This is a genomic window from Dyella sp. 01N36, assembly GCF_056399745.1.
Map to the genome: position 1 here is coordinate 22,129 of NZ_JBFTRY010000014.1, position 25,069 is coordinate 47,197.

General features: G+C 64.5%; 21 protein-coding genes. 10 read left to right on the forward strand and 11 right to left on the reverse strand.

The genetic code is table 11. The features are described from left to right. Positions 1–40: 40 nt before the first annotated feature. The gene (locus AC1DMG_RS05400) at positions 41–256 is read left to right on the forward strand and encodes a twin transmembrane helix small protein (protein ID WP_046971617.1); all 216 of its coding nucleotides are present in this window, start codon (positions 41–43) and stop codon (positions 254–256) included. A 260-nt stretch (positions 257–516) separates the two neighbouring features. On the opposite strand, the gene AC1DMG_RS05405 is transcribed toward AC1DMG_RS05400, so the two are convergent. From AC1DMG_RS05405 to AC1DMG_RS05425, 5 genes are all read right to left on the reverse strand, one after another. Further along, positions 517–1,404 carry a cytochrome c oxidase subunit 3 gene (locus AC1DMG_RS05405; protein ID WP_441602911.1) on the reverse strand — a complete coding sequence of 296 codons (888 nt, stop codon included), beginning with the start codon at positions 1,402–1,404 and terminating at the stop codon, positions 517–519. Positions 1,405–1,509: 105 nt separating this feature from the next. Continuing rightward, positions 1,510–1,641 (reverse strand): hypothetical protein, encoded by a 132-nt coding sequence (locus tag AC1DMG_RS05410; RefSeq protein WP_275586833.1) that lies wholly within the window; start codon positions 1,639–1,641, stop codon positions 1,510–1,512. Between the two features lie 50 nt (positions 1,642–1,691). Beyond that, a complete protein-coding gene (ctaD, locus tag AC1DMG_RS05415) occupies positions 1,692–3,308 on the reverse strand; it encodes a cytochrome c oxidase subunit I (RefSeq protein WP_441602910.1) in 1,617 nt (538 codons plus the stop codon). Between the two features lie 41 nt (positions 3,309–3,349). Continuing rightward, positions 3,350–4,324 carry a cytochrome c oxidase subunit II gene (gene coxB, locus AC1DMG_RS05420; protein ID WP_441602909.1) on the reverse strand — a complete coding sequence of 325 codons (975 nt, stop codon included), beginning with the start codon at positions 4,322–4,324 and terminating at the stop codon, positions 3,350–3,352. A gap of 19 nt (positions 4,325–4,343) precedes the next feature. Then, positions 4,344–4,784, reverse strand: coding sequence for a DUF2244 domain-containing protein (locus tag AC1DMG_RS05425; RefSeq protein ID WP_441602908.1), 441 nt, complete (start codon positions 4,782–4,784; stop codon positions 4,344–4,346). Positions 4,785–5,293: 509 nt separating this feature from the next. Here AC1DMG_RS05425 and putA point away from each other — a divergent pair. Together putA and AC1DMG_RS05435 are read left to right on the forward strand one after the other, a co-directional pair. Beyond that, the gene (gene putA, locus AC1DMG_RS05430; RefSeq protein ID WP_441602907.1) at positions 5,294–8,449 is read left to right on the forward strand and encodes a bifunctional proline dehydrogenase/L-glutamate gamma-semialdehyde dehydrogenase PutA; all 3,156 of its coding nucleotides are present in this window, start codon (positions 5,294–5,296) and stop codon (positions 8,447–8,449) included. Positions 8,450–8,503: 54 nt separating this feature from the next. Then, positions 8,504–9,238, forward strand: a complete 735-nt coding sequence (locus tag AC1DMG_RS05435; protein WP_441602906.1) for a TlpA family protein disulfide reductase — start codon at positions 8,504–8,506, stop codon at positions 9,236–9,238. Positions 9,239–9,511: 273 nt separating this feature from the next. Here the strand turns inward: AC1DMG_RS05435 and AC1DMG_RS05440 are convergent, their stop codons facing one another. Both AC1DMG_RS05440 and AC1DMG_RS05445 read right to left on the reverse strand, forming a co-directional pair. Beyond that, positions 9,512–10,981 carry a flavin-containing monooxygenase gene (locus tag AC1DMG_RS05440; protein WP_441602905.1) on the reverse strand — a complete coding sequence of 490 codons (1,470 nt, stop codon included), beginning with the start codon at positions 10,979–10,981 and terminating at the stop codon, positions 9,512–9,514. A 61-nt stretch (positions 10,982–11,042) separates the two neighbouring features. After that, a complete protein-coding gene (locus AC1DMG_RS05445) occupies positions 11,043–11,849 on the reverse strand; it encodes an acid phosphatase (protein WP_477180236.1) in 807 nt (268 codons plus the stop codon). A 129-nt stretch (positions 11,850–11,978) separates the two neighbouring features. Here AC1DMG_RS05445 and AC1DMG_RS05450 point away from each other — a divergent pair, with 129 nt between their 5' ends. Beyond that, entirely contained in the window at positions 11,979–13,055 is a 1,077-nt protein-coding gene (locus AC1DMG_RS05450) for an AraC family transcriptional regulator (RefSeq protein ID WP_441602903.1), read from the forward strand. A 13-nt stretch (positions 13,056–13,068) separates the two neighbouring features. Here AC1DMG_RS05450 and AC1DMG_RS05455 read toward each other — a convergent pair whose 3' ends face one another. Both AC1DMG_RS05455 and AC1DMG_RS05460 read right to left on the reverse strand, forming a co-directional pair. Next, positions 13,069–13,701, reverse strand: coding sequence for a nucleotidyltransferase family protein (locus AC1DMG_RS05455; protein WP_441602902.1), 633 nt, complete (start codon positions 13,699–13,701; stop codon positions 13,069–13,071). Further along, on the reverse strand, positions 13,698–14,795 hold the full coding sequence (locus tag AC1DMG_RS05460) for an XdhC family protein (protein WP_441602901.1): 1,098 nt from the start codon (positions 14,793–14,795) through the stop codon (positions 13,698–13,700). Before AC1DMG_RS05460 ends, AC1DMG_RS05455 begins: the two co-directional genes overlap by 4 nt. Positions 14,796–15,006: 211 nt before the next feature. Between AC1DMG_RS05460 and AC1DMG_RS05465 the strand changes: the two genes are divergently transcribed. From AC1DMG_RS05465 to AC1DMG_RS05485, 5 genes are all read left to right on the forward strand, one after another. Next, on the forward strand, positions 15,007–15,486 hold the full coding sequence (locus tag AC1DMG_RS05465; protein WP_441602900.1) for a (2Fe-2S)-binding protein: 480 nt from the start codon (positions 15,007–15,009) through the stop codon (positions 15,484–15,486). A gap of 41 nt (positions 15,487–15,527) precedes the next feature. Beyond that, positions 15,528–17,804, forward strand: a complete 2,277-nt coding sequence (locus AC1DMG_RS05470) for a xanthine dehydrogenase family protein molybdopterin-binding subunit (RefSeq protein ID WP_441602899.1) — start codon at positions 15,528–15,530, stop codon at positions 17,802–17,804. Beyond that, positions 17,801–19,087 carry a c-type cytochrome gene (locus AC1DMG_RS05475; RefSeq protein WP_477180237.1) on the forward strand — a complete coding sequence of 429 codons (1,287 nt, stop codon included), beginning with the start codon at positions 17,801–17,803 and terminating at the stop codon, positions 19,085–19,087. The genes AC1DMG_RS05470 and AC1DMG_RS05475 overlap by 4 nt, the downstream gene beginning before the upstream one ends. A gap of 316 nt (positions 19,088–19,403) precedes the next feature. After that, positions 19,404–19,754 carry a DUF4242 domain-containing protein gene (locus AC1DMG_RS05480; RefSeq protein ID WP_441602897.1) on the forward strand — a complete coding sequence of 117 codons (351 nt, stop codon included), beginning with the start codon at positions 19,404–19,406 and terminating at the stop codon, positions 19,752–19,754. Between the two features lie 77 nt (positions 19,755–19,831). Then, entirely contained in the window at positions 19,832–22,417 is a 2,586-nt protein-coding gene (locus tag AC1DMG_RS05485; RefSeq protein WP_441602896.1) for an ATP-binding protein, read from the forward strand. 33 nt (positions 22,418–22,450) lie between these two features. On the opposite strand, the gene AC1DMG_RS05490 is transcribed toward AC1DMG_RS05485, so the two are convergent. After that, complete coding sequence (locus AC1DMG_RS05490; protein ID WP_441602895.1) at positions 22,451–22,873, reverse strand: cupin domain-containing protein; 423 nt, start codon at positions 22,871–22,873, stop codon at positions 22,451–22,453. 383 nt (positions 22,874–23,256) lie between these two features. Between AC1DMG_RS05490 and AC1DMG_RS05495 the strand changes: the two genes are divergently transcribed. Further along, positions 23,257–24,033, forward strand: a complete 777-nt coding sequence (locus tag AC1DMG_RS05495) for an SDR family oxidoreductase (protein WP_441602894.1) — start codon at positions 23,257–23,259, stop codon at positions 24,031–24,033. Between the two features lie 139 nt (positions 24,034–24,172). Here AC1DMG_RS05495 and AC1DMG_RS05500 read toward each other — a convergent pair whose 3' ends face one another. Further along, on the reverse strand, positions 24,173–25,054 hold the full coding sequence (locus AC1DMG_RS05500) for a hypothetical protein (RefSeq protein ID WP_441602893.1): 882 nt from the start codon (positions 25,052–25,054) through the stop codon (positions 24,173–24,175). Positions 25,055–25,069 lie beyond the last annotated feature (15 nt).

Consider the following 25,069-nt stretch of genomic DNA (forward strand, 5'->3'; position numbering starts at 1 on the left):
CCGCTATACTGCGGATGTCAAAAACGTTCGGACCAATCACGTGGAAACCATCTACAAATATGCGCTGGTGATTCTGCTGCTGGTGGTGTTGTTCAATCTTGGTCAGGCCCTGTACTTCATGATGACCGACAAGGAAGGCAGCAAGCGCACGGTGTGGGCGCTGACGCGTCGCATCGGGTTGTCGGTGCTGCTCATCCTGATGGTCGTGTTCGGCATCTGGATGGGCTGGCTCCACCCGCACGGCGTGGGCCAGTAATTGTAGCTTCCCGCGGTCGGCAGCGCTCCGCTGCGACATCTGGTTCCATCGAAGGCCCGCCATTGGCGGGCCTTTGGTTTGGGGGGCAGCGGTCCCCTTGTAGGAGCGCACTTGTGCGCGACCACCCYACGGAGCGGAGACGACGGGGCTCTGCGGTCGCGCACAAGTGCGCTCCTACAAAGGGGCGTAGAGGGTGTGATCCCCCCAACAAAAAGCCCGCCTTTCGGCGGGCTTTTTGGCCGCTGCGACGCGCCAGCGTCTCAGAGGATGTAGACGAACATGAACAGGCCCAGCCACACCACGTCCACAAAGTGCCAATACCAGGCCACCGCTTCGAACGCGAAGTGGTGTTCCTTGGTGAAGTGACCCTTGGCCACGCGCAGCCAGATGATGGCCAGCATGATGGTGCCCAGCGTCACGTGCATGCCGTGGAAGCCGGTGAGCATGAAGAAGGTCGAACCGTAGACGCCGCTCTGCAGCGTGAGGTTGAGCTCCTTATAGGCTTCGATGTACTCGTGCGCCTGGAACCACAGGAAGGTGGAGCCCAGCAGCACGGTGAAGCCGAGGAACCACAGGATCTTGGCGCGCTGGCCGGCCTTCAGCGCATGGTGAGCAATGGTCACCGTGACGCTCGAGGACAGCAGGATCAGCGTGTTGAGCAGCGGCAGGCCCCAGGGCAGCACCGTCTCGAAATTGCCGCCGATGCGCTCCGGACCACCGCCGCCACCGGCGCCCCACGAAGCGGCGTAGTCGCTCCACAGGAACTGGTGGGTCAGCACGCCATGGCCTTCGCCGCCGAGCCACGGCACCGCGAACATGCGGGCGTAGAACAGCGCACCGAAGAAGGCGCCGAAGAACATCACCTCGGAGAAGATGAACCACATCATGCCCATGCGGAACGAGCGGTCCACCTGGTTGTTGTAGCTGCCCGCCAGCGATTCGCGGATCACCGAGCGGAACCATCCGAAGAACATCAGCAGGATGCCGATGAAGCCGATGGTGAGCATCGTCTTGCCAAAGCCCGCTTCACCCGGGGGAGCGTTCAGCCAATGCGCGGCACCGAGCACGGTGACGAACATGACCACCGCAGCCACGATCGGCCACTGGCTCTTGGATGGAACGAAATAAACGCCTTCTTGCTGGGCCATGCTGAGATCCCTATGGAATGCTCTGTCTACTTCCGCCCGCGCAATGGTCGCCCGGGCTGCAACCCGTGATGCCGCTCGGCACCGCGGAGGAATACGGCGGTTGCGTCAGGAGTACTTCAGCCCCTGCAACAACGAGAGCACGAAGATCGCAAAGGCGATGGTGCCAACCACCGTGACGGTGAGTCGCACACCTTTCTTGCGGGCTTGCTCGATCGTTGTCATGGACGGCTGGTTCATCGCTTCGCTTCCTTCCGCTCCGGCGCGACACCGGAGCGGCAATGCTTGGATCAATCTTCGACGTGACCGTGTGCCAGTTCGTCATCATGGATGACCGGCGGCACATCGAACGTGTGATACGGCGCCGGCGACGGCAGCGTCCACTCCAGGCCCTTGGCGCCTTCCCACACGCGATCGGGTGCCTTCTTCTTGGAGAACCACACCGCGTGCACGATCACGCCGAGGAAGATCAACTGCGAGGCGCCGAACAGGAAGCCGCCGATCGAGCTGATCATGTTGAAGTTGGCAAACGCAACGTTGTAATCGGGGATGCGGCGCGGCATGCCGGCCAGGCCCAGGAAGTGCTGCGGGAAGAACAACACGTTCACCCAGATCACGCTGTTCCAGAAGTGGATCTTGCCCCACGTTTCCGAATACATGTGGCCGGTCCACTTCGGCAGCCAGTAGTAGGCGCCCGCGATGATCGCGAAGATGGCACCGGTCACCAGCACGTAGTGGAAGTGGGCCACCACGAAGTAGGTGTCGTGATACTGGAAGTCAGCCGGCGCGAGCGCGAGCATCAAGCCGGAGAAGCCGCCGATGGTGAACAGGATGACGAACGCGATGGCAAACAGCATCGGCGTTTCGAAGGTCATCGAGCCGCCCCACATGGTGCTGACCCAGTTGAACACCTTCACGCCGGTCGGCACCGCGATCAGCATGGTGGCGTACATGAAGAAGATTTCGCCGCCCAGCGGCAGACCCACTGCGAACATGTGGTGCGCCCACACGATGAACGACAGGAACGCGATGGAGGCAATGGCGAACACCATCGCCTTGTAGCCAAAGATCGGCTTGCGCGCGAAGGTCGGGATGATCTCGGAGACCAGGCCAAAGGCCGGCAAGATCATGATGTAGACCTCGGGGTGGCCGAAGAACCAGAAGATGTGCTGGAACAGCACCGGGTCGCCGCCACCAGCCGCATTGAAGAAGCTGGTGCCGAAGTACTTGTCGGTGAGCAGCATGGTCACCGCACCGGCGAGCACCGGCATCACGGCGATCAGCAGGAAGGCGGTGATGAGCCAGCTCCACACGAACACCGGCATCTTCAGCAGATCCATGCCCGGCGCGCGCATGTTGAGGATGGTCGCGATGATGTTGATCGCGCCCATGATGGAGCTGATACCCATCAAGTGCACGGCGAACACCAGGTAGGCGACCGAGTCACCCTGCAGCGACAGCGGCGGGTACATGGTCCAGCCGCCGGCCGGGCCACCGCCGGGCAGGAACAGCGTGGACAGCAGCARCGAGAAGGCGAACGGCAAGATCCAGAACGACAGGTTGTTCATGCGCGGCAACGCCATATCCGGCGCACCGATCATCAGCGGGATCATCCAGTTGCCCAGGCCCACGAAGGCCGGCATCACCGCGCCGAAGATCATGACCAGCGCATGCATGGTGGTCATTTCGTTGAAGAAGTACGGCTGCACCAGCTGCAGGCCGGGCTTGAACAATTCCGCGCGGATCACCATCGCGAAGCTGCCGCCGATGAAGAACATCAGCAACGAGAACACCAGGTACAGCGTGCCGATGTCCTTGTGGTTGGTGGACATGCACCAGCGCACGAAGAAATTCTTCGGCGCGCCGTGATGGTCGTCGTGGTGATCGTGTGTAGCTGCGTGGGCCATGCCTTGCACCTCTACCTAAATACGAATGCTGTGATGGGCGATTAGCCCTGGTGGCCCTGGGAAGCAGGTGCGTCGGTTGCCTGCGCCGTGGCGGGCGCGGCAGCGGTGGAAGCTGCCGCCGGAGCGGCAGGCTGCGCCGGCTGCTGCGGCTTGTTCGCCTCGGCCTGCTGATCGGCCAGCCATTTTTCGAATTCGGCCTTCGGCAAGGCCTGCACCACGATCGGCATGAAGCCGTGATCCTGGCCGCACAGCTCGGCGCACTGGCCGCGATACACACCCGGCTCGATGATGTTGGTCCAGGCGGCGTTGACGATGCCCGGGATGGCGTCCATCTTCCAGCCCAGCGCCGGCACCCACCAGGAGTGGATCACGTCGCCGGCGGTGATCACGAAGCGGATCTTGGTGCCCACCGGCACCACCAGCGGCTTGTCCACATTGATCAGGTAGGTGTTGTAACCGTCGACCTTCACCGCGTTCGGGTCCAGGCCCGAATGCAGCTGGCGCGTCTCGTCGCTCTCGCGATCGAGCTTGGACATGAAGCCGACCTTGTCGATMGCCTTGCCCTTGTATTCGACATAGTCGTAACGCCACTTCCACTGGTAACCGGTGACCTTGACGGTCATCTCCGAACCGGTGGTGTCGGCGAAGGTGCGCAGGCCGCCCGTGGCGAGATAGGCCAGCACGATGAGAATGATCACGGGGATGGTGGTCCACACGATCTCGAGCGTCGTGTTGTGCGACCACTTTTCGGCGACCGCGCCGCGCGATTTGCGGAAGCGGAACATCGCGATGAACATCGCGCCGAACACAAGGATGCCGATCACGACGCAAACGCCGAGGGCAACGTTGTTAAGGAAGTAAGCCTCGGGCGACCAGGTCGACGCGCCGCGGGTCATGTTCAACTGCCCTGGCTGCGGATTGGCCAGGGCCACGCCGCCGAACATGGTGAGAGCGAAGAGCGCGCTTGCCGCTACTGCTCGCTTGATGCTGCCAGGCTTGATGCCGCCAGATGTCATGTTTGCACCTTTGTTGAACCTACCTGCGCTGCTGTTGGTTGAGCTCCGCCAGCAACACCATGAGTTTCCTTGACAGCTCGGCACGCTCCTCTTCCCCGAGAAAGCTACCGATTTCCAGCTCGCGTCCGTGCGACGTCAGCAGCAGACGCGCCCTCCCCTGACCGGACCGCAGTTTCACGCGCACCCAATACGTGGGAAAGCGCGCACTGCGACGACCTGGCAGGGATTGCACCTCCAGCGACGACTCGTCGAGGGTGATGCGTTCGCTGCGGTCGCCGGCCCGCCAGGCTACGCCAAGGGCGAAAGCCACCGCGGAGGACTCGACCAGTGCAAACAAAGGAGCGAAGACATTCCCCTGCCATGCTCCCAACACGGCCGTCGTCAGCGCCAGCGCCGCCAGAACTCCGATCAATCGACGCAGGTCGCGACGGCTCAGTGCACGATTGGGCTTGAGCCACATCGTTGCGCACGGCAAGCCGGCTGCTGCTGGTCGAAGCACGATCATGAGAACCCGGCGTGCCTGGAACCCAAGCATGATAGGCCGCGACCGCGTCGGGGAGCAAGAATGACGCATGTGCTTGATTTGAAGCAGGGATGAATGCGCAAGGATGTGCGCACTGATCATTGTGTCAGCTTGATCTCAGCGCGTTTGCGTGGATTGTCATGGGGATAGAGACGGCGCGACGACGGCGCCCACGCTGGCGACCTGACGCCGCGCACCGGGTGCGACGGTTTGCCACACGCCTCGCGTGAGATCCCATGGGTCGCACGACCGTACGTCAGGTCCGGGTGGCTGGTCTTCACGCCCTCACTCCTCGCCCCCGCCTACTACCCAACCGCCAATCCCGCCCATATATAAGGTGTCGGCGCCCGCCTACCGCACCGCAGCACCACGTACGGTCGCGTGCGTATGCCCCCACGCGTACAATCCCGCGATTCCCCGCCCCATCACGTTTCGGCTAAAACCCTGTGACACAACCTATTCTCAGCCCCGAATTGCCGACCGCTGTCGAGCCGGCACGCGCGCGCATCACCGCCAACTGGCTGCGCGACGAGACCGAAGCGGTCAACGACCTGCTGGCCCAGGCCACCCTGCCGCCGGTCGAGCGCGAAAAGGTGATCGACCTGGCCGCCGAACTGGTCACCCGGGTGCGCGTACGCGCCAAGGACCAGAGCGCCGTCGAATCCTTCATGCGCCAGTACGACTTGTCGTCGGAAGAAGGCGTGCTGCTGATGTGCGTGGCCGAGGCGCTGCTGCGCATTCCCGACAAGACCACCGCCGACAAGCTGATCCGCGACAAGCTGGGCGATGCGAACTGGAAGAAGCACCTGGGCCAGAGCGAGTCGTTGTTCGTCAACGTGTCGACCTGGGGCCTGATGCTTACCGGCAAGCTGGTCACGCTGTCGGAAGAGACGCGCCACGATTTCACCGGCGCGCTGCGTCGCCTGGTGGGTCGCGCGGGTGAACCGGCGATCCGCCTCGCCGTGCGCCAGGCCATGCGCATCATGGGCCACCAGTTCGTGATGGGCCGCACCATCGGCGAGGCGCTGGATCGTTGCGCGCAGAAGGAATATGCGGTCTATCGCTATTCCTACGACATGCTGGGCGAATCGGCGCTCACCAGCGAAACCGCCGAGCGTTATCAGCAGGACTACCGCAACGCCATCGCCGCGATCGGTTCGCGCGGTCCGTTCGCCAACCACACGGATGCGCCGTCGATCTCGGTGAAGCTCTCCGCGCTGCATCCGCGCTACGAAGTGGCCAAGCGCGATATCGCCCGCCGCGACCTCACCGCCAAGCTGCTGGAACTGTCGCAGCTGGCGATGAAGAACGGCATCGCGCTGTCCGTCGATGCGGAAGAAGCCGATCGTCTGGAACTGTCGCTGGATATTCTCGGCGACGTGTTCGCACATCCGTCGCTGGAAGGCTGGAACGGCCTCGGCATCGTCGTGCAGGCCTATGCCAAGCGCACCCCGTTCGTGATCGACTGGCTGATCGAAACGGCACGCGCCAGTGGCCGTCGCTGGTATGTGCGCCTGGTCAAGGGCGCGTACTGGGACGCGGAAGTGAAGCGCGCGCAGGAAAACGGTCTTGCCGGTTATCCGGTGTATACGCGCAAGCCGAACACCGACGTGTCGTACCTGGCGTGCGCACGCAAGCTGTTCGACGCCGGCGTGGCGCTGATCTACCCGCAGTTCGCCACGCACAACGCGCACACCATCGCCGCGGTGCATCACCTGGCGCAGAACCGTCCGTACGAATACCAGCGCCTGCACGGCATGGGCACGGACCTCTATGCCGAAGTGATCGGCAAGCAGAATCTCAACGTGCCGTGCCGCGTGTACGCGCCGGTGGGCACGCATGAAGACTTGCTGCCCTACCTGGTGCGCCGCCTGCTSGAAAACGGCGCCAACACCAGCTTCGTCAACCGCGTGGTCGACGAAACGCTGCCGGTGCGCGAACTGGTCGCCGATCCCTGCGAGACCGTGCGCTCCTTTGCCTCCATCCCTCACCCGCGCATCCCCCTGCCGGTGAATCTCTACGGTGAACTGCGGAAGAATTCCATGGGCGTCAACTTCTCCAACGACAACGAACTGAAGGCCCTCGCCGAGGCGATCCAGAGCAAGAGCGGTCCGTGGAACGCCGAGCCGCTGGTGCCGGGCGCCAAGAGCACCGGCGCCACCGTGCAGGTGACCAACCCGGCCGATCGTCGCCAGGTGGTGGGCAGCTATGTCACCGCCGATAGCGCGACGGTCGACAAGGCGCTGGCCAATGCGGTGAGCGCGCATCACGCGTGGGATCGTCTGCCGGCTGCCAGCCGCGCGGCGATTCTCGAGCACGCCGCCGAGCAGCTCGAAGCGCGTCGCGGCGAATTCATCGCACTGTGCGTGCGCGAAGCGGGCAAGAGCCTGCCCGACGCCATTGCCGAAATCCGCGAGGCGGCCGACTTCCTGCGTTACTACGCGACCATGGCGCGCCGCCTGTTTGGCCATCCGGAACAGTTGCCCGGTCCCACCGGCGAGAGCAACCAGCTGTTCTTGAATGGCCGCGGCGTGTTCGTCTGCATCAGCCCGTGGAACTTCCCGCTGGCGATTTTCCTTGGCCAGGTGAGCGCCGCACTCGCCGCCGGCAACAGCGTGATCGCCAAGCCCGCCGAGCAGACCAGCCTGATCGGCTACGTCGCCGTGAAGCTGCTGCATGACGCTGGCGTTCCGGCCGACGTGCTGCAGTATCTGCCGGGCGATGGCGCCACGGTTGGTGCCGCGTTGACGCGCGATCCGCGCGTGTCTGGCGTGGCGTTCACTGGCTCGACGGAAACCGCGTGGGCAATCAACCGCGCCCTTGCTGCACGCAATGCGCCGATTGCCGCGCTGATCGCCGAAACCGGCGGCCAGAACGCGATGATCGCCGACTCTTCCGCGTTGCCGGAACAGATCGTCAAGGACGTGATCTCCTCGGCGTTCCAGTCCGCCGGCCAGCGCTGCTCCGCCGCGCGCGTGCTGTTCGTGCAGGAAGACATCGCCGACAAGGTCAACGCCATGCTTGCCGGCGCGATGGCCGAGCTGAAGGTGGGCGATCCGGGCCAGCTGTCGACCGACGTGGGCCCGGTGATCGACGAGGATGCGAAGAAGATCCTGGTCGACCACGCCGCGCGCATGGACAAGGAAGCGAAGAAGATCGGCGAGGTCACACTCGATCCGGCCACCACCGGCAACGGTACGTTCTTCGCGCCGCGTGCTTATGAAATCCCGGGCCTGGCCACGCTGACCCGCGAGATCTTCGGTCCGGTGCTGCACGTGATCCGCTGGAAGGCCGACGAGCTGCCGAACGTGGTGGACCAGATCAACGCCACCGGTTACGGCCTCACGCTGGGCATCCACAGCCGCATCGACGACACGGTGGAGTTCATCCAGAGCCGTGCGCGCGTGGGCAACTGCTACGTCAACCGCAACCAGATCGGCGCGGTGGTCGGCGTGCAGCCGTTCGGCGGCGAAGGCCTGTCGGGCACCGGCCCGAAGGCCGGCGGCCCGCACTACCTGCTGCGTTTTGCCGGCGAGCGCACGCTCACCATCAACACCACCGCCGCTGGCGGCAACGCCTCGCTGCTCACCATCGGCGAGTAAGCGCACTACGGGCCGGCGCAACTGCGCCGGCCCACTTGTTCGAAGGGAGCCCGCATGCGGCATGCTTCGCGATTGTTTGGTCTGTTCGCCCTTGCGCTTATGTTCTTCCCGCTGCACGCAGCGGAGTCGCGGAGCAGTGAGCAAGGCTTCGTCGCCACCTTGCAGCTGGGTCCCTCACCCGACGTCCATTACCTCGACGCTGCCGGCAAGCCGCTGAGCTATGCCGCGTTCGCGCAGCAGCTCGGCCAGGGCCGCAGTTACAGCAGCACGATGGACAGCAAGGCCAATGCCGCGATGCTGCGCTTGCGGCCGCCGGGCACGAGCACGGGCGCGGGTCGCTTTTCGTTTGGGCGCGGCAGTGCCTTCCCGCCGTTCGAGTTGCCGTCGCTCAAAGGCAATACGCAGCGGCTCAGCGATTTGCGCGGTCGCTACACGCTGGTGAGTTTCTTCTTCGCCGAATGTGCGCCGTGCATTGCCGAAGTGCCGGTGCTCAATGCTTATGCGCACGCGAACGCTGACATGAATTTTGTCGCCATCACCTATGAAGACGCTGCCACGGCGCGCCAGTTCGTGGCCGATCGTGGTTTGAGCTGGCCGGTGCTGCACGACGGGCAGGCGTTGATCGATACGCTGGGCGTGAGCATTTATCCGACCCTGATGTTGATCGATCCGTCGGGTCGCGTGGCGGGTGCGGCGGTAGGCATGTCGATGCGCGAGGGGCAGGACAAGCAGTTTGCGGATCTCACAGGGTGGGTGATGCAGTGGAAGAAGGCGGTGCAGCGTCCTTAATGCGCTAGGTTCTCCCCTGTGGGAGCGCACCCTGTGCGCGACGGCGGCGCCGTGCCGGTATCGCTCCGTTAGGTTGTCGCGCACAGGGTGCGCTCCCACAACAAGCTATGGCGCCGTCACCAGCTCCAACGCCTCATCCGCCACCGACTGCCTGATCAACATCTCGCAATCGCGCTCATAGTTGTTCAATCGGTTTTCCCTGTGCGCGACTGCGGCGCCGTGTCGGTATCGCTCCGTGAGGTTGTCGCGCACAGGGTGCGCTCCCACAAGAAGCTATCGCACCGTCACCATCTCCAACGCCCCATCCGCCACCGGCTGCTTGAGCAGCATCTCGCAATCGCGCTCGTAGTTGTTCGACACCCGCCAGGGCAGCTCACGCCCCTGCTTGGGCAACACCGGCGCACCACGCTGCACATAGCCGGAGGTAAGCGTAGCCATGATCGATTCGCCCTGTCGCTCATCGTCCGGCGCACGCGGCGTCACCACTTCCGCGCCACATTCGCGCATATAGGCAAGCAGGCGGCACACGTATTTCGCCGCAAGATCTGCCTTGAGCGTCCACGGCGCATTGGTATAGCCAAAGATGCAGGCGAAGTTGGGCGTGTCCTGCAGCAGCACGCCTTTGTAGGTGACCAGATCGCCCATCACGCGCGGCTGTCCGTCCACGTCGAGCTTCATGCCGCCGAGCGTCTGCATGTTGAGCCCGGTGGCCGTGATGACGATATCGGCATCCATATGCTCACCCGATGCCAACTGGATGCCGCGCTCCGTGAACGTGGCGATGCCATCGGTGACGACGGAGGCCTTGCCGCTCCTGATCGCGGCAAACAGGTCGCCGTCCGGCACCACGCACAAGCGCTGGTCCCACGGCTCATAGACGGGCGTGAAGTGCCGCATGTCGGCACCCTCGCCCAGCTGGCGCCGCACACCGGAGACCAGGAATGCGCGCACTTTTTCCGGCCAGCGTCGCGCGGCCTTGTAGATAAGCCGCGTGAGAAAAATATTCCGCTGTCGCGCCATGCGAAACACCAGCGACTTCGGCAGAAAGCTTTGCAGCACCGCGGAGATCTTGTCGTAGCGCGGCAACGACAGGATGTAGCTGGGCGAGCGCTGCAGCATCGTCACGTGTGCGGCGTCTCCCGCCATCGCCGGCACCAGCGTGACCGCCGTTGCGCCACTGCCGATCACCACCACGCGCTTGTCGCGATAATCCAGCCCGGACGGCCACTGCTGCGGATGCACGCACTGGCCCTGGAATCTATCCACGCCGGGAAACGCCGGCAGGTAGCCGCGATCGTAGTTGTAGTAGCCGGTGCAGACGATGAGGAAACGGCTGGTGAAGTCGCGCGTTTCGCCGCGCGACTCGTCGAGCACCTGCACGCGCCACAGGCGCTGTGCGCTTGACCATGAGGAGGCGAGCACTTTCAAGCCGTAGTGAATCTTGTCGTGCACGCCGTATTCGCGCGCGGTGTCGATGACGTAGTTGCGGATGGCATCGCCGTCGGCCATCACATCCAGCGCATGCCAGGGGCGAAAGGCGTAGCCGAAGGTGAACATGTCCGAGTCCGAGCGCACGCCGGGATAGCGGAACAAATCCCAGGTGCCGCCCATCGCGGCGCGCCGTTCGATCAGCGCCACGCGCAGCTGCGGATGATCCATGGCGAGATGGCAGGCCATGCCGATGCCGGACAGACCGGCACCGATGATCAACACGTCGAACGTGGAGCCAGCCTCCTGATCCATGCACTCGTCTCCGTGGCATGTCGCAGCGATCCAGGTGGGCAGCTTACGCCGCCTCGCGTGCTCAGTACGGTGTGGGCTCGATCAAGGCCTTTTGCGCGGAACACTGGGGGCTGGTCGTGCTGGGGTTGGCCTGGCGGTAGGCGTCCAATTCCTGCCTGGCGTCGGCAAGGCTGGACTGGAACGCTGGGGATGCGTGCAGGACGGCAACGACGGCAGCGCCATTCATCGCGCCCGCCTCGATCGCACTGAGATTGTGCACGCCGCAGACCACGCGGCTGTCGCCGTAGGAGCGGGATCGCAGCAGCAGCTCGGTCGCGCGATCGGGCGCCAGCTCGGCCAGCACCAGGCCCACCGCCCAACCGCGCGTGGCATGGCCGGAGGGATAGTCGAAGCTGTGCGAAATCTGCACGGTGGACTGGCAGGTCGCGCCCTGGTCGATCAGGAACGGCCGCTGGCGCTGATTGGCTTTCTTGGCCGGCGCGGTCGAGGCATCGGCAGCATTGCTGGTCGCATCCACCAGCGCCGTGAGCTTGGGCAGCCGCGCCGCGTCCAGCGGCACGCCCATGGCGCAGCTGAAATCGCCCATCAGCTTGGGAGTGGCGTAGTCCACGTCCTGCTGTGCCAGCAGCCAGCGCGGTGAGTCCTGCAGTTTGCGGGTGGCCAGGAAGATCTGGCGGTCGGCCTCGTAGCGGGGCGTGCCGGCCTTGGGCGCAGCCGGCAGCAGCTCGGYCGTCTGCAGCGAGGTGGCCACCGAACGGGCGCCGGCAGGCGACACCTTGGCCACCGGGGTTTGCACCGGGGCGCAGGCCGCCAGCGGCAGCAGGGCCAGCCAGGCGGCGCGGCGGCAGGCAAGCAAAAGCGTGTTCATCGGCGTTCTCCCCGGGCAGCGGCGACGCCGGCCTTGTGCATTGCATAAGGCGTTGGCGGCGAGGCCATGATATAGATCAAGCGATCACGCCGGATCATCCGGCGCTCTCAGGGGTGGGAGCCACGTTTCATGACGTCCGCTGTCGTCAGCCAGGTCACCGACGATGCCGCTGCGGCGCCACTGGGCGCCGACGCGCGCTACACGGTGGCCGAAACGCCACCGAACATCCTGGTGCACCTGACCCAGCTGGCCCTGTCGCGTGGACAACGCTGCGACGGCTGGTTCGCCGGCTCGGGGCTGACCCGCGAGCAATTGAACGACCCTACCCTGCGCGTTTCCTACCGGCAGGCGCATTCGGTGATCCGTCGCGCGCTGCAGGCCACCGGCGAGCCGGGCCTGGGCTTGGCGGTGGGACGCGGTGAGACGCTGGGCAGCTTTGGCCTGCTCGGACTGGCCATGATGACCTCGGCCACCTTCGGCGACGCCATGAAAGTGGGCATCGCCCATCATCGGGTGAGCGGCAGCCTGGTCGACGTGAGTTTCGAAGTGGTGGGTCCGCGCGAAGTGGCGCTGGCGGTGTGGCCGCGCTTCAATGACGCGCCGCTGCTGCCTTTCCTGTGCGAGGAATTGTTTGCCAGCTCGCTGGCGATCGCGCGCGAGCTGGCCGGTCCCGGGTTTCGTCCGCTGCGACTGGAGCTGACCTATCCGCGTCCGGCGCACGTGCAGGACTATGCGGATTTCTTCCAGTGCGAGCTGCTGTTTGGCGCACGCCACAATCGCGTGGTGATCGCGGCGCAATGGCTGGAACATCCGCTGCCCTCGCACAACCCGCTGACGGCGCAACAGGCGCTGGCCTTGTGCACGCAGCAGCACGATATCGAAGGGCCGCAGCAAGAAGTGGTCGCATCGGTGGAACGCCTGCTGCGCAGTCACTTGCGCCATCAACCGCGTCTGCCGGATGTGGCGCGCATGCTCAATATGAGCGAACGCTCGCTGCGCCGCCGGCTGGCCGAAGGCGGTCGGGTATTCCGTGAAATCCACGACCGCGTGCGCGCCGAACGCGCGCTGGAATTGCTGCACGGCGGTTCGCTCAGCGTGGCCGAAATCGGTTTGGAAATCGGCTTCAGCGATCCGCGCGAGTTCCGTCGCGCGTTCAAGCGCTGGACCGGCATGCCGCCACGCAGCGCGCGCCAGCACGCTGCCTGAGATTCCGGCTGCGTCAGCTGGATGCATCCATCGGGTTCATGCCGCGCTGCGCTTCCCACGCGGCGTAGTCTTCGGGCGTATCGATGTCGAAGAACGCCGCGGGCAAGTGGAAGCCATCGACCAGGGCTGCGTGCCTTTCCAGCAGCACGTGTGCACCCTTCGCACCATCCAGCGCTGCAAGCTCGCCCGCATGGCTCCAGGGGAAAATGCATGGCGGACTGAATCGACCCTCGTGCTGGCAGGCGAGGATGCGATCTGGCGACTGCGCATGCCTTGCAAGCATGCGCTCCAGATCCACAACGCGGATGGCGGGTTGATCAGCCAGCATCACCATGACCGATTGAAGCGGCGCCGCTTGCATCATCAGCGCCTTGACGCCGGACGCGATGGAGCTGCCCATGCCGCTGGCCCACTGGGCGTTTTCCACCGTATGGACGGCCATTTGATTGAGGCAGTCGACCACCCGCTCCGCTCGCGAACCGACGACCACCATGACCGGACTCAATCCGGCCGCCAGCACGTTGCCGGCGATGCGCCTGACCATCGGTACGCCGTCGATGGAGAGCAGCTGTTTGGGGCTGCCATAGCGACGGGCTTCCCCCGCCGCGAGGATCACCGCTGCCGTTGGAACCGTCGTCGCGGTCACGGGTGTATGGACGTCTGCGTATGCACCAGCGAGCCACCGCTGCGACCGTTGCGCAGAGCCAGTATCTCCGCGGCGATGGCCAGTGCGATTTCCTGCGGCGTCTCTGAGCCGACATCGAGGCCCGCTGGAACATGCAGCCTGTCGTCGGCCTGCGGGAAGGCCGCTCGTACCTGACCCGCACGCTGGCGCGAGCCGATCACGCCGATATAGCGCACCGGCGTTGCCAGCAGAGGCGCGACATACGCTAGGTCAAGCTCCAGCCGATGGGTCATGACCACCACCGAGGTCTGCGGGTCCAGTACCAGGTCCGTGAGCAGGGCTGCGGGAGTTTTGTAGACGCGCTGCACGCCATCGGGCGCGCGATCGGCGACTTCGCGCGTACTCACCATGGTCGTGCGCCAGCCCAGTTGATGGCCGAGCTGAGCCAGTAGCTCCGCACCGGCGCTATCACCCACGATTAATAACGCATGCGGCGGCCGCAGCGTTTCCAGCAGTGCGTCGTAGCGCTGCCCTTCGTTGTCCACCTGGCGCGTGACGGCACTGCCCGAAGCGACGGCCTGCGTGGTCAGGTTCGCAAGAACCTGCTGCATGAGTGCAGCCTGCCCGATGTTGGTCCACAGGCTGCCGCTGCCGCGAACCAGACGCAGGGGACGACGTGCAATCGCGCCGCCATCCACCGCGAACAGCGAGGCCATGACGCCGGGCATGCGCCTGGCATGCAGCTCGGCGATGGCATCGAGGAACTGCAGGTCGCCCGCTTCGTGCCACGGTTCGATCAGCACTTCGAGCTCGCCGCCGCAGCCGGTTTCAATCATCACGTCGTAATTGCTGTCGCGACCGTAGGCCACCAGCGCGGCCTCGGCGTAATCCATGGCATGTTGCGCGCGCAGCACGATATCACGCTGCGGGCAGCCGCCCGAGAGTTCGCAGACCATGCTGCCGTCGCGATGCACCAGCATGCTTGCGCCGGCGCGGCGGAAGGTGGAACCGCGCGTGCGGGTGATGGTGACCAGGGCAGCCTCGCCCGTGCCCCGATCGAGCTTCAACGCCTTGGCGGCGCGGTAGAGCGAATCGAATTCCTGGGCGACATTCATGGCGTGAAGTCAGCAACGCGGCACGTCGATGCTGCGTCAAAGCCGGTGTAGTCTGCCAGTGCATAGACGCTTGATCGCAGGATCTCCCTTCACTTGATCTTTCGTTCGGCGGGAGGAACATCGTCGCGTCCAAGCGCCGCGCGACCTTGTCACCGCCTGTGGTCCAGCGTGTTGCCCAATACGGTGAACTCGTCTCGTCAAGGAGAGCCCGATGATCGTCCTTTCCATCAACGGCCAGGACACCCAGGTCGACGTACCTGAGGACATGCCGCTGCTGTGGGTGTTGCGTGATGTGCTGGGACTCAATGGCACCAAGTTCGGTTGCGGCATGGCGCAATGCGGCGCCTGCACCGTGCATCTGGATGGCCAGGCCGTGCGCTCCTGCGTGCTGCCGGTGACCGGTGCCGTCGGCAAGAAGATCACCACCATCGAAGGACTCAACGCCACCGACCTGGGCAAGCGCGTGCAACAGGCATGGCTGGGTATCGAGGTGGCGCAGTGCGGCTATTGCCAGACCGGGCAGATCATGTCGGCCGCGGCGTTGCTGGCTGAAAAGCCCACGCCCACCGACGCGGATATCGATGCGGCCATGTCCGGCAATATCTGCCGATGCGGCACCTATGTGCGCATCCGCGCTGCCATCAAACAGGCGGCCACCGGCCAATTGACGCTGCCGCAAACGATCGTCTGAGTTCGGCCACTCCGTTCACTGCTGACTGCCGAGAGTTCACCATGATGCTACGCGTAGATAACGAGTTGGAGTTGCCGAACCCGGAACGCCGCGAGCTGATCAAGCGGGGCGGACTGGTGGTGGCCTTCATGTGGCTGGGCGGTGCCAGCCGGGTTTGGGGATATACACAAGGCGCGCGCCTCGAGCCGGATCATCCGCAGTTCGCGCCGAACGCGTTTGTCCGCGTGAACACCGACGGCAGCGTGCAACTGGTGATGCCTTGCATCGAGATGGGCCAAGGTGCGTATACCGGGCAGGCCACGTTGCTGGCCGAAGAACTCGATGTCGGCCTCGATCAGATCACCGTCGAGCATGCACCGCCCAATCGCAAGCTGTATTCCAATCCCTTGCTCGGTGACCAGGCAACCGGCGGCTCCACCACCATCCGTTTCTGCTGGACCACCTTGCGCGATGCCGGCGCTGCCGCGCGGGCCATGCTCGTGACAGCCGCGGCGCAGCGCTGGAAAGTGGATCCGTCGCAGTGCACGGCGGCGCGCGGCGTGGTCACGCACACGGCGAGCGGACGCACGCTGCGCTACGGCGAGCTCGCTGATGCCGCCGCGAGCGTGACGCCGCCCACCAAGCCGACCCTGAAGGATCCCAAGGACTTTCAACTCATCGGCAAATCGTTGCGCCGAGTGGACACGCCGGCCAAGGTCGACGGCACATTGCCGTTCGGCATCGATATCCGCGTGCCCGGCATGAAGGTCGCCACCGTGCAGGCCTGCCCCACCTTCGGCGGCACGCTGGCATCGGTGGACGATAAGCGCGCACTGGCAATACCTGGTGTGCTCAAGGTGGTGAAGATCGACAACGCCGTCGCGGTGATCGGCGAACACTTCTGGGCGGCCAAGCAAGGCCTCGAAGCGCTCACCATCCAGTGGAACAAAGGTGCCGGTGCCGGCTACAGCACGGAGCAGCTGTACAAGGATCTTGCCAACGCGTCCGAACATGGCACGCCCATCCTGGGACGCGAAGTAGGCCAGGTGGACAAGGTCCAGGGGAAAGTGGTTTCCGCAACGTATCAGCTGCCGCTGCTGGCACACGCGACGATGGAGCCGATCAACACCACGGTGCATGTCCGCCCCGATGGCTGCGACATCTGGGTCGGCACGCAGGTACCGGCACGCTGTGTCGACGTGGCGATGAAAGTCACCGGCCTGCCTGCCGAGAGCATCCAGGTCCACAACCAATACATGGGCGGCGGCTTCGGCCGGCGCTTGTTCGAAGACTCCGTCGGCCAGGCGGTGGCGATTGCGCGCGCGGTGGACTATCCGGTCAAGATCATCTGGACGCGCGAAGAAGACATTACGCAGGATCGCTATCGGCCGGCCTACTACGATCGCATCTCCGCAACGCTTGACGATAAAGGGCACCCGATCGCGTGGACGGATCGCACCACCGGCCCGTCGATCCTGGCGACGTTCGCTCCCGGGGCGATGGGCAAGAACGGCCTTGATTCGGACCTGGTCGAATGCGCCGCCGACATTCCCTACCAGATCCCCAATATGCGCGTGGACTGGGTTCGACACGACATGCCCAATGGGATACCGATTGGCTGGTGGCGCGGCGTCGGGCCGACCCACAATGTGTTCGTCGTTGAAAGCTTCATCGACGAGCTGGCGCATGCGGCGGGCAAGGACCCGATGGCTTATCGGCGCGAAATCCTTGCTGACAACCCACGCGCCAAAGCCGTGCTGGAACTGGCCGCCGAAAAATCTGGCTGGGGACGCGAAACCGTGCCGGCACGGCATGGCCGCGGCATCGCCTTGGCCGCACCGTTCGGCAGCTATCTGTGCGTGATCACCGACGTCGAAGTAACGCCACAGGGCGAAGTGATCTTGAAGCGAGCGGTGGCCGTGGTCGACTGCGGCACCGTGATCAACCCCAATACCGTCGAAGCGCAGATCGAGGGTGGCGTGATTTTCGGCTGGAGCGGAGCGCTGTACAGCGGCATCACCTTGAAGGACGGCGCCGTAGAGCAGCGCAACTTCAACGACTATCGCGTGCTTCGCCTCAATCAGACACCGCCGATCGAGGTGTACCTGATACCCAGCAAGGAAACACCGGGCGGCATCGGCGAAACCGGCACGGTGATGGCGATGCCCAGCCTGGCCAACGCGATTTTTGCGGCAACCGGCGTGCGTCTGCGCACGTTGCCGATCGATCGCTCGGCGCTGGTGCAGGACAAGAACGCACTCAAGTCGGTGCTGTCGGCAGCGAACCCTGCACCATCCACGCCGGGTGGCGTCGCTGAGCAGCCGGGGATAGTCACATGAAAATCGGGCGCATCATCGGAACGATCGTCGGCGTCGTCGTGCTGATCGCCATCGTGTTCACCGCGTACGCGCTGATCACGGTCACCCATGGCGGCAACGAACAGGCCACCCAGCCCCAGGGCGCGGGCGTGCCGGCGGATCTCCCCGCCACCATGGCGCGCGGCGAATACCTCACGCGCGCGGCCGATTGCGAGGGCTGCCATACCGCACCGGGTGGCCAGCCGTTTGCCGGCGGCGTGGCGTTCAAGTTGCCATTCGGCACCATCTACTCGTCCAACATCACCGCCGACAAGGAAACCGGCATCGGCGACTGGAGCGACGACCAATTCGTGCGTGCACTGCATGCCGGCGTCGACAAGCAAGGGCGGCCGCTGTATCCCGCCTTCCCCTATACCTCGTACACGGCCTTGAGCCGAGACGACATCGTCGCCATCCGGGCCTATCTTGCCAGCCTGCCGGTCGTGCATGCACCGGCGCGGCCCAACGAGCTGTCCTTCCCGTTCAACCAGCGCTGGACCTTGAGTTTGTGGAATGCCGTCTTTCTCAAGAAGGATCGCTTCCAGCCCGAACAAGGCAAGCCCGAAGCGTGGAATCGCGGCGCGTATCTCGCCACGGCGCTAGGCCATTGCGGCGAATGCCACACGCCGCGCAACGTCGGTTTCGCCATGAACAGCAGCAAGGCATTGGCCGGTGCCGAGCTGCAGGGCTGGCAGGCTTACAACATCACCTCGGACAAAGAGCATGGCATTGGTGCATGGAGCGACCAGGAGCTGATCGATTACTTCTCCAAAGGGCATGCGGCAGGACGCGGCACCGCATCCGGGCCGATGGGTGAAGTGGTGGGCTACAGCCTGCAACACCTGACGCCTTCGGATCTTGCCGCGCTGGTTGCGTATCTGCGCGATGTGAAACCCCAACAAGGCGGTGCGCCGCCAGTCGCGGCTGCAGCGGCGCCCCCAGCGACCGCCGCCACGGCGAGCCCAGGCGAACAACTGTTCGTCGGCGCCTGCGCCGGTTGCCATCTGGAAAGCGGCCAGGGTCGCCAGACCAACTACGCAATGCTCACCGGGCTGCGTTCGGTGCGCGATCCGCACGCCACCAATCTCACCCAGATCATCCTCAATGGCTCGTCGCTGCATGTCGGCGGCCAGGAGGTGTTCATGCCTTCGTTTGGTCGTGCGTATTCCGATGCCGAAGTGGCTGCGCTGTCGAACTATGTGGTCAGTCATTTCGGTGGACAGCAGGGCACGCTGAGCGCAGAGGACGTGGCCAAGCGGCGGTGAAGTCGTTGCAACGACGCGGCATGATCGCCACGTTTCTCTATGTCGTGACAGCGAATTCGACGGGAACAGCATCGACCAAAAGGCGTACTTTGCGCATTCGCGCAAACTGCGTTTAGCTCACATGTCGCAGTTCGCATTGCGACCATCGACCCCCTAAATCGTTGCTTCAATGAAACACCCGCGATAACACCGGTCGCGCAAAATGAGGGGAGGCTCCGCGCAAATTGGGGGAAACTCCCGATGTTGCAGCGCATGCCAACTCGTAGCCTGTGATCGCCGCTTGAGCCCAAGCCGCGATTCTTACGAGGACAATGTCATGCCGCGCTATATCGTCGAACGTTATTTCCCGAACGGCCTTTCCCTGCCCACCAACGCCAGCGGCGCCGCCAAGTGCGTCGAGATCGTCAATACCAATGCCCAGGAAGGCGTCACCTGGCTGCACTCATACGTCAGCGAGGACAAGACCCGGACCTTTTGCGTCTACGATGCTCCCACGCCCGAGGCGATTCGCCAGGTGGCCCGCCGTAACGAGCTCCCTGTAGATCAGATCACCGAAATCTCCGTACTCAACCCCTATTTCTATTTGAGTATGGCGGGAGCCAGTCGTGCATCGGCGACGCGTACGGTTTATAGAGCACCGTGGCGACCGTTCCGCTATTTCCTCTGACGGAACGACGCCATGCAGGTTTCGCCCACCCTCCCCCCGGTCGGTGCGAACGTTGATCCAGCGTTGAGGATGGCAGGTTGGAACTGGTCGAGCGTGACTACGCCCTGCGGCGGCTTCGGGATGCTCTCGAGCTCGCGCGACAAGGCTCAGGCCGCACCGCACTGGTGTATGGCGAAGCAGGCATCGGCAAGACGTCTCTGGCGCGATGCCTGGCTTCGACTCACAGCGATGGGCGTGTCCTGATCGGCGGGTGCGAAGCGTTGTTTTCGCCCCGCCCGCTCGGGCCGTTCTACGACATCGCCGACGCCTTCACCAGCAAGACGCGCAATCTGCTCGGACGCGAAGGCCGTCGCGCGGAACTATTTGCCTCGGTGCTCACCGATCTGCAGGAGCTCGATGGCACCACCCTGGTGGTGCTCGAAGACCTGCACTGGGCCGATGCCGCCACGCTGGATCTGGTGAAATACCTGGCGCGGCGCATCGAACGTGTGCGTGCGCTGTTGGTGCTCACCTATCGCGATGATGAACTCGACGCACGGCATCCGCTGCGCATGCTGTGCGGCGACCTGCCGAGCGAAGTCGCCGTGCGCGTGCCCTTGTTGCCGCTGACGGAGGCGGCCGTAGTGGACATGGCGCGGCGCACCGGCCATCCGTCCGAAGGTTTGTTCGCAGCCACCGCCGGCAATCCATTCTTTGTCACCGAAGCGTTGTCGGCGGAAGGTTTGCCCGCCTCCGTGCGCGACGCCGTGCTGGCTCGCGCAGGACGGCAGTCACCGGCCGTGCGCGAGTTGCTGGATCTGGCCGCCATCGTGCCGGCGCGCATCGAAGTCTCGCTGGTGGAGGCGCTGCTCGCACCCAGCGACGAAGTCGTGGCTGGCGCGCTCGCGTCCGGATTGCTGGTGGCCGAAGGCGGCAGTTATGCGTGGCGCCATGAACTGGCGCGCATCTCGATGGAGCAGGCGCTGCCCGCGCCGGTGGCGACCGCGTTGCACGCACGCCTGCTGCATCATCTGGAGACGCTGGGGGATGGCGTCGCCGTCGCGCGCCTGGTGCATCACGCCGCCGGCGCAGGCGACTGCGCGGCGGTGATGAAGTACGCACCCAAGGCCGCGGACGACGCCGCCGCGCATGGCGCGCACTGCGATGCCGCCTGGCTCTACGGCAAGGCGCTGCCGCATGCAGGCGGGCTGGCCGACGAGGAGCGGGCCGACCTGCTCGAGCGGCACGCCTATCAGTGTTATCTCACCAGCCAGATCGACTGCGCCATCGACTCCAACGAGGCCGCGCTGGCGATCTGGCAGAAGCTGGGCGACGACCGCCAGGAAGGCCATTTGCTGCGCTGGCTATCGCGCATGTATTGGTTTGCCGGGCGCAATGCCGAAGCGGAGGTCTACGGCAATCGCGCCGCGCAGTTGCTGGAGTCCATCCATGCCGACGAAGAGCTGGCATGGGCGTTCAGCAATCGATCGCAGATGCGCATGCTGTCGCATCGCACCGCCGAAGCGGTGGCCTGGGGCAAGCGCGCGATCGAGATGGCCGAGCAGCAAGGCAACACGGAAGTGCTGGCGCATGCCTTGAACAATGTCGGCACCGCGCGCGCCGTGCACGGTCATCCCGATGGCCGGGAGATGCTCAAGCGCAGTCTGGCCATCGCCACCGAACACGGCTATGGCGAACACGTGGCGCGCGCCTACGCCAACCTCACCAGCAGCTCGGTCACCACGCGCAATTATCCCGATGCCCAGTGGTATATCAGTCAGGCCGCCGTGTATTTCTCCGACCGCGATCTCGATTCATGGTCGCAATACGTGGTGGCCTTGCAGACCCGCGTCGATTTTGAATTGGGCCGCTGGGATGCCGCCGGCCAGCTCGCCAGTCAATTGCTGACGCGCAGCGACGTGACGCCGGTGACGCGCATCCCCGCACTCACCGTGCTGGCACGGATCCGCTTGCGCCGGGGCGATCCCGGTGCTGCCGCCGCGCTGGAAGAAGTCACCGAACTGGCGTGGGCCACCGGCGAACTGCAGCGTCTCGCGCCGGTAGCCTCAGCGCGTGCTGAAGCCGCGTGGCTGGCGGGCGACGAGACCGGCGACGACCCCTTCGTGCGCGAGACCATCCGACTGGCCGAAGAGTTGGGCGATCCGCGCGCGCTGGGCGAACTGCTGTTCTGGCGTCGATGGATGGGGCTGGGCGGCTCGAGCCCGGGCGAGATCGAAGCCAACTATGCGTGGCAGCGCGATGGCCAGTGGCAGCAAGCGGCCATGGCCTGGCAGGGCATGGGCTGCCCTTACGAGCGCGCGCTGGCTTTGCTCGAGGGCGACGAGCATGGCATCGCCGAAGGCCTGGCCACACTCGAGTCACTCAAAGCCACGGCCAGCCTTCGGCGTTGCCGCGACTGGCTGTGCCGCGCCGGCATGCGCGGCGTCACGCGCGGCCCGCGTGCCAGCACCTCGGCGAACCCTGCCGGACTCACCCTGCGCGAACTGCAGATCCTCGACCTGCTCACCCAGGGCCTGTCCAACACCGAAATCGCCGGACGCATCGCACGCTCGGAGAAAACCGTCGAACACCATGTGTCCGCCGTGCTGCGCAAGCTCGACGCGCGTTCGCGGGGCGAGGCGGTGGCGCAGGCGGGGCGGCTGGGGCTGGGCGAGACGCACTGAGCGACGCGATCAGCCCTTCAGCTCGGCGGGAACTCACTGCACCGGCGTGAGTATTGGCTTGTTCTGGTCCTTCAGCAGAAACACCACGAACTTCGCCGGCTGCGTCGTGCTGGCGTTGCGGCCCACCGTGTGTTTGTCCTCCGGCCCTTCGTAAAAGGTCTGGCCCGGCCCCAGCGTCACTTCCTTGCCGCCATTCAGGCTCATCACGATGGAGCCTTCAAGCACATAGACGAAGGCATGCGCAAAGTGGCGATGGACGGGATCCACCGAACCCGGCGGATAGGTGACAAGGATCATCTTGCCTTCCTTGCCCGGGTAGTCCTTGAGCGCCTTGGTCATCAGGTCCGAGACCTGCGCCTGCGGTGCGGCGGGAGAGCTCTGGGCGAAGGCTTGTTGGGTAATGACGGCGGGGCAAGCGAGCAGGCACAGCAGGCCTAAGGTGTTGAACATGCGCATGGAGGTTTCCTCTTGAATGGCGCAAGTGGCCGGCGTAGGGCCACTCCGGAGCCCAGCCTAAGTACGATGCAGCGCTGCCACTAGATACCTTGGCAGGCTCGCCGTGTTGCCTTGTGCGCATCAGTCTTCCGATGCTGTCACAGGCGACGTCGCTGAAACGTCTATCGAGAGAGGCTGGCTGTGTCGCACGCCTTGTGCCGGGGACGAAGACGGCAGCTTCGCGCCTACCCGAGTATGGCTATCGACCTGCGGCTTGATGACCGTACCGATCCATGCGCCGCTTCAACATGGTGAATCCGCGAGCGGTTTATCGACACCCGACAGCCACGCCTGAGCTCAACCCAAGAGGCGCCATTGGCGTCAACGCAAACTGGAGGATTCCCATGAAAATCGTCGTACTCGGTGGTACCGGACTGATCGGCAGCAAGGTCGTCGAGCGCTTGCGCAAACACGGTCACGAGGCGGTACCCGCGGCGCCGTCCACGGGTGTCAATGCGCTTACCGGCGAAGGCCTGGATGCGGCCATGGCGGGCACGGACGTGGTGGTGGATCTGTCCAACTCGCCCTCGTTCGAAGACAAGGCGGTGATGGATTTCTTCCAGACCTCCCAACGCAACCTTGCCGCCGCCGAGAAAAAGGCAGGCGTGAAGTATCACGTAGCCTTGTCGGTAGTGGGCACCGGGCGTCCCGCCTTTGCGGCCAGCGGCTATATCCGCGCCAAGGTGGCCCAGGAGGAAGGGATACGCGCTGCTGGTGTTCCCTACACCATCATCCACTCCACCCAGTTCTTCGAATTCCTCAACGGCATCGCCGGCGACGGCACCAAGGGACAGGAGCTGCATATTTCCAGCGGGCTGATGCAGCCGATTGCCTCCGATGACGTGGCCGATGCCGTCACCGACGTCGTGCTCGCCGCGCCGGCCAACGGCATCGTGGAAATTGGCGGCCCCGACAAGGCGCCGATGGCGGAGTGGGTGCAGCGCTTCCTCACGGCGATCGGCGATACGCGCAAGGTCATCGCCGATCCCAAGGCGCCCTACTTCGGTGCCGTGCTGGAGCCGGGCACCTTGCTGCCGGGCGACGGCGCACGGCTGGGCAAACAGGACTTCAAGACGTGGTTTGCGCGCTCGATCTACGCCAAGCAGGGAGCGGCAGGCTGAGTATCGGCTTGCTGCCGATGTCTTGCTCGAATGAGTGGTGCGCCTTCATGTTGTCATCGGCTGGACACGACAGCATGAAGGCGCCGTTGCACCTGGCGCGCAACGCAGTAGCAGCAAGGGCACCGCGAACGATGAACTGCTAAGGCATCCGTCCAGCCAGCCACTGGGCCAGGTTCTTCATGTATTGTCTGATCGATTGCTGCGCATCGGTCGAATGAGCAAGCCCACTGCCGGGTGGCTCGCTGACAAAGCTCGGCGAGCCTTTGGAGGGATCCCAGTTGTAGTCGGCAAAATGATGGAAGGTCGATTGCGCCATGGCGGGGCCACCGGACTGCGATGGCTCAAACGCCACAGCCAGATTGAACGATCGTCCGCTGACGGCGCTGCGCCCCGTCGCAATGACACGCGCCGTGTCGTCGTGCTCAGGCTTGCCCACCGCGCCTTCGTGAGGATGCGAAGGCAAGTAGCGGATCGCGCCCGTCGGCGATGCCGGATCGGCCAGCACGGGATGGATGGGTTCACTCGGTTCGATGGTCTGGAAGTCGCCGTTCGAGCCGGAGTGATAATTGGGCCAGGAAATATTGGTGGTGACGGTGTCGTCGATCTGATGCCGCGACGCATCGGGATCCTGATTCTTGGAATGGAAGAAGTGCGCCGCACCGACGCCGCCCAGGGTGCATACCGAGCTGCCCAGGTCCATATGATCGCGTGCCACCAGCATGCCGCCTCCACGCTGGCGGAAGCGTCCGATCGCCGCACAGTCCTCGGTGGTCAGCCCGTCGCCGGTGTCGACCGCGAACAGCCACAACTCATCGATGTCCGAAGTGTCCAGTTGCGACAGCACGCTATCGGGCTTGCCGAGCGCATCCCGATCGCGCGCACTGACCTCGAACAGCGGCGATCCGTCGTCGCTGCGCAGACCGGCCAGATACGCGTGCAACAGGCTGAAGCGACCGATATGCCAATCGTCGGCGGCGTAAGGGATCGTCGTCTGCAGCAGAATTCGTTTGATTTGTGACATGGCTTATCCCGAACG

Bases quoted from the DNA above. Each gene is read 5' to 3' on its own strand.
- AC1DMG_RS05405 (WP_441602911.1), bottom strand. From the start codon at position 1,404: ATGGCCCAGCAAGAAGGCGTTTATTTCGTTCCATCCAAGAGCCAGTGG.
- AC1DMG_RS05410 (WP_275586833.1), bottom strand. From the start codon at position 1,641: ATGAACCAGCCGTCCATGACAACGATCGAGCAAGCCCGCAAGAAAGGT.
- AC1DMG_RS05425 (WP_441602908.1), bottom strand. From the start codon at position 4,784: ATGTGGCTCAAGCCCAATCGTGCACTGAGCCGTCGCGACCTGCGTCGA.
- AC1DMG_RS05435 (WP_441602906.1), top strand. From the start codon at position 8,504: ATGCGGCATGCTTCGCGATTGTTTGGTCTGTTCGCCCTTGCGCTTATG.
- AC1DMG_RS05440 (WP_441602905.1), bottom strand. From the start codon at position 10,981: ATGGATCAGGAGGCTGGCTCCACGTTCGACGTGTTGATCATCGGTGCC.
- AC1DMG_RS05450 (WP_441602903.1), top strand. From the start codon at position 11,979: ATGACGTCCGCTGTCGTCAGCCAGGTCACCGACGATGCCGCTGCGGCG.
- AC1DMG_RS05460 (WP_441602901.1), bottom strand. From the start codon at position 14,795: ATGAATGTCGCCCAGGAATTCGATTCGCTCTACCGCGCCGCCAAGGCG.
- AC1DMG_RS05465 (WP_441602900.1), top strand. From the start codon at position 15,007: ATGATCGTCCTTTCCATCAACGGCCAGGACACCCAGGTCGACGTACCT.
- AC1DMG_RS05470 (WP_441602899.1), top strand. From the start codon at position 15,528: ATGATGCTACGCGTAGATAACGAGTTGGAGTTGCCGAACCCGGAACGC.
- AC1DMG_RS05475 (WP_477180237.1), top strand. From the start codon at position 17,801: ATGAAAATCGGGCGCATCATCGGAACGATCGTCGGCGTCGTCGTGCTG.
- AC1DMG_RS05480 (WP_441602897.1), top strand. From the start codon at position 19,404: ATGCCGCGCTATATCGTCGAACGTTATTTCCCGAACGGCCTTTCCCTG.
- AC1DMG_RS05490 (WP_441602895.1), bottom strand. From the start codon at position 22,873: ATGCGCATGTTCAACACCTTAGGCCTGCTGTGCCTGCTCGCTTGCCCC.
- AC1DMG_RS05495 (WP_441602894.1), top strand. From the start codon at position 23,257: ATGAAAATCGTCGTACTCGGTGGTACCGGACTGATCGGCAGCAAGGTC.
- AC1DMG_RS05500 (WP_441602893.1), bottom strand. From the start codon at position 25,054: ATGTCACAAATCAAACGAATTCTGCTGCAGACGACGATCCCTTACGCC.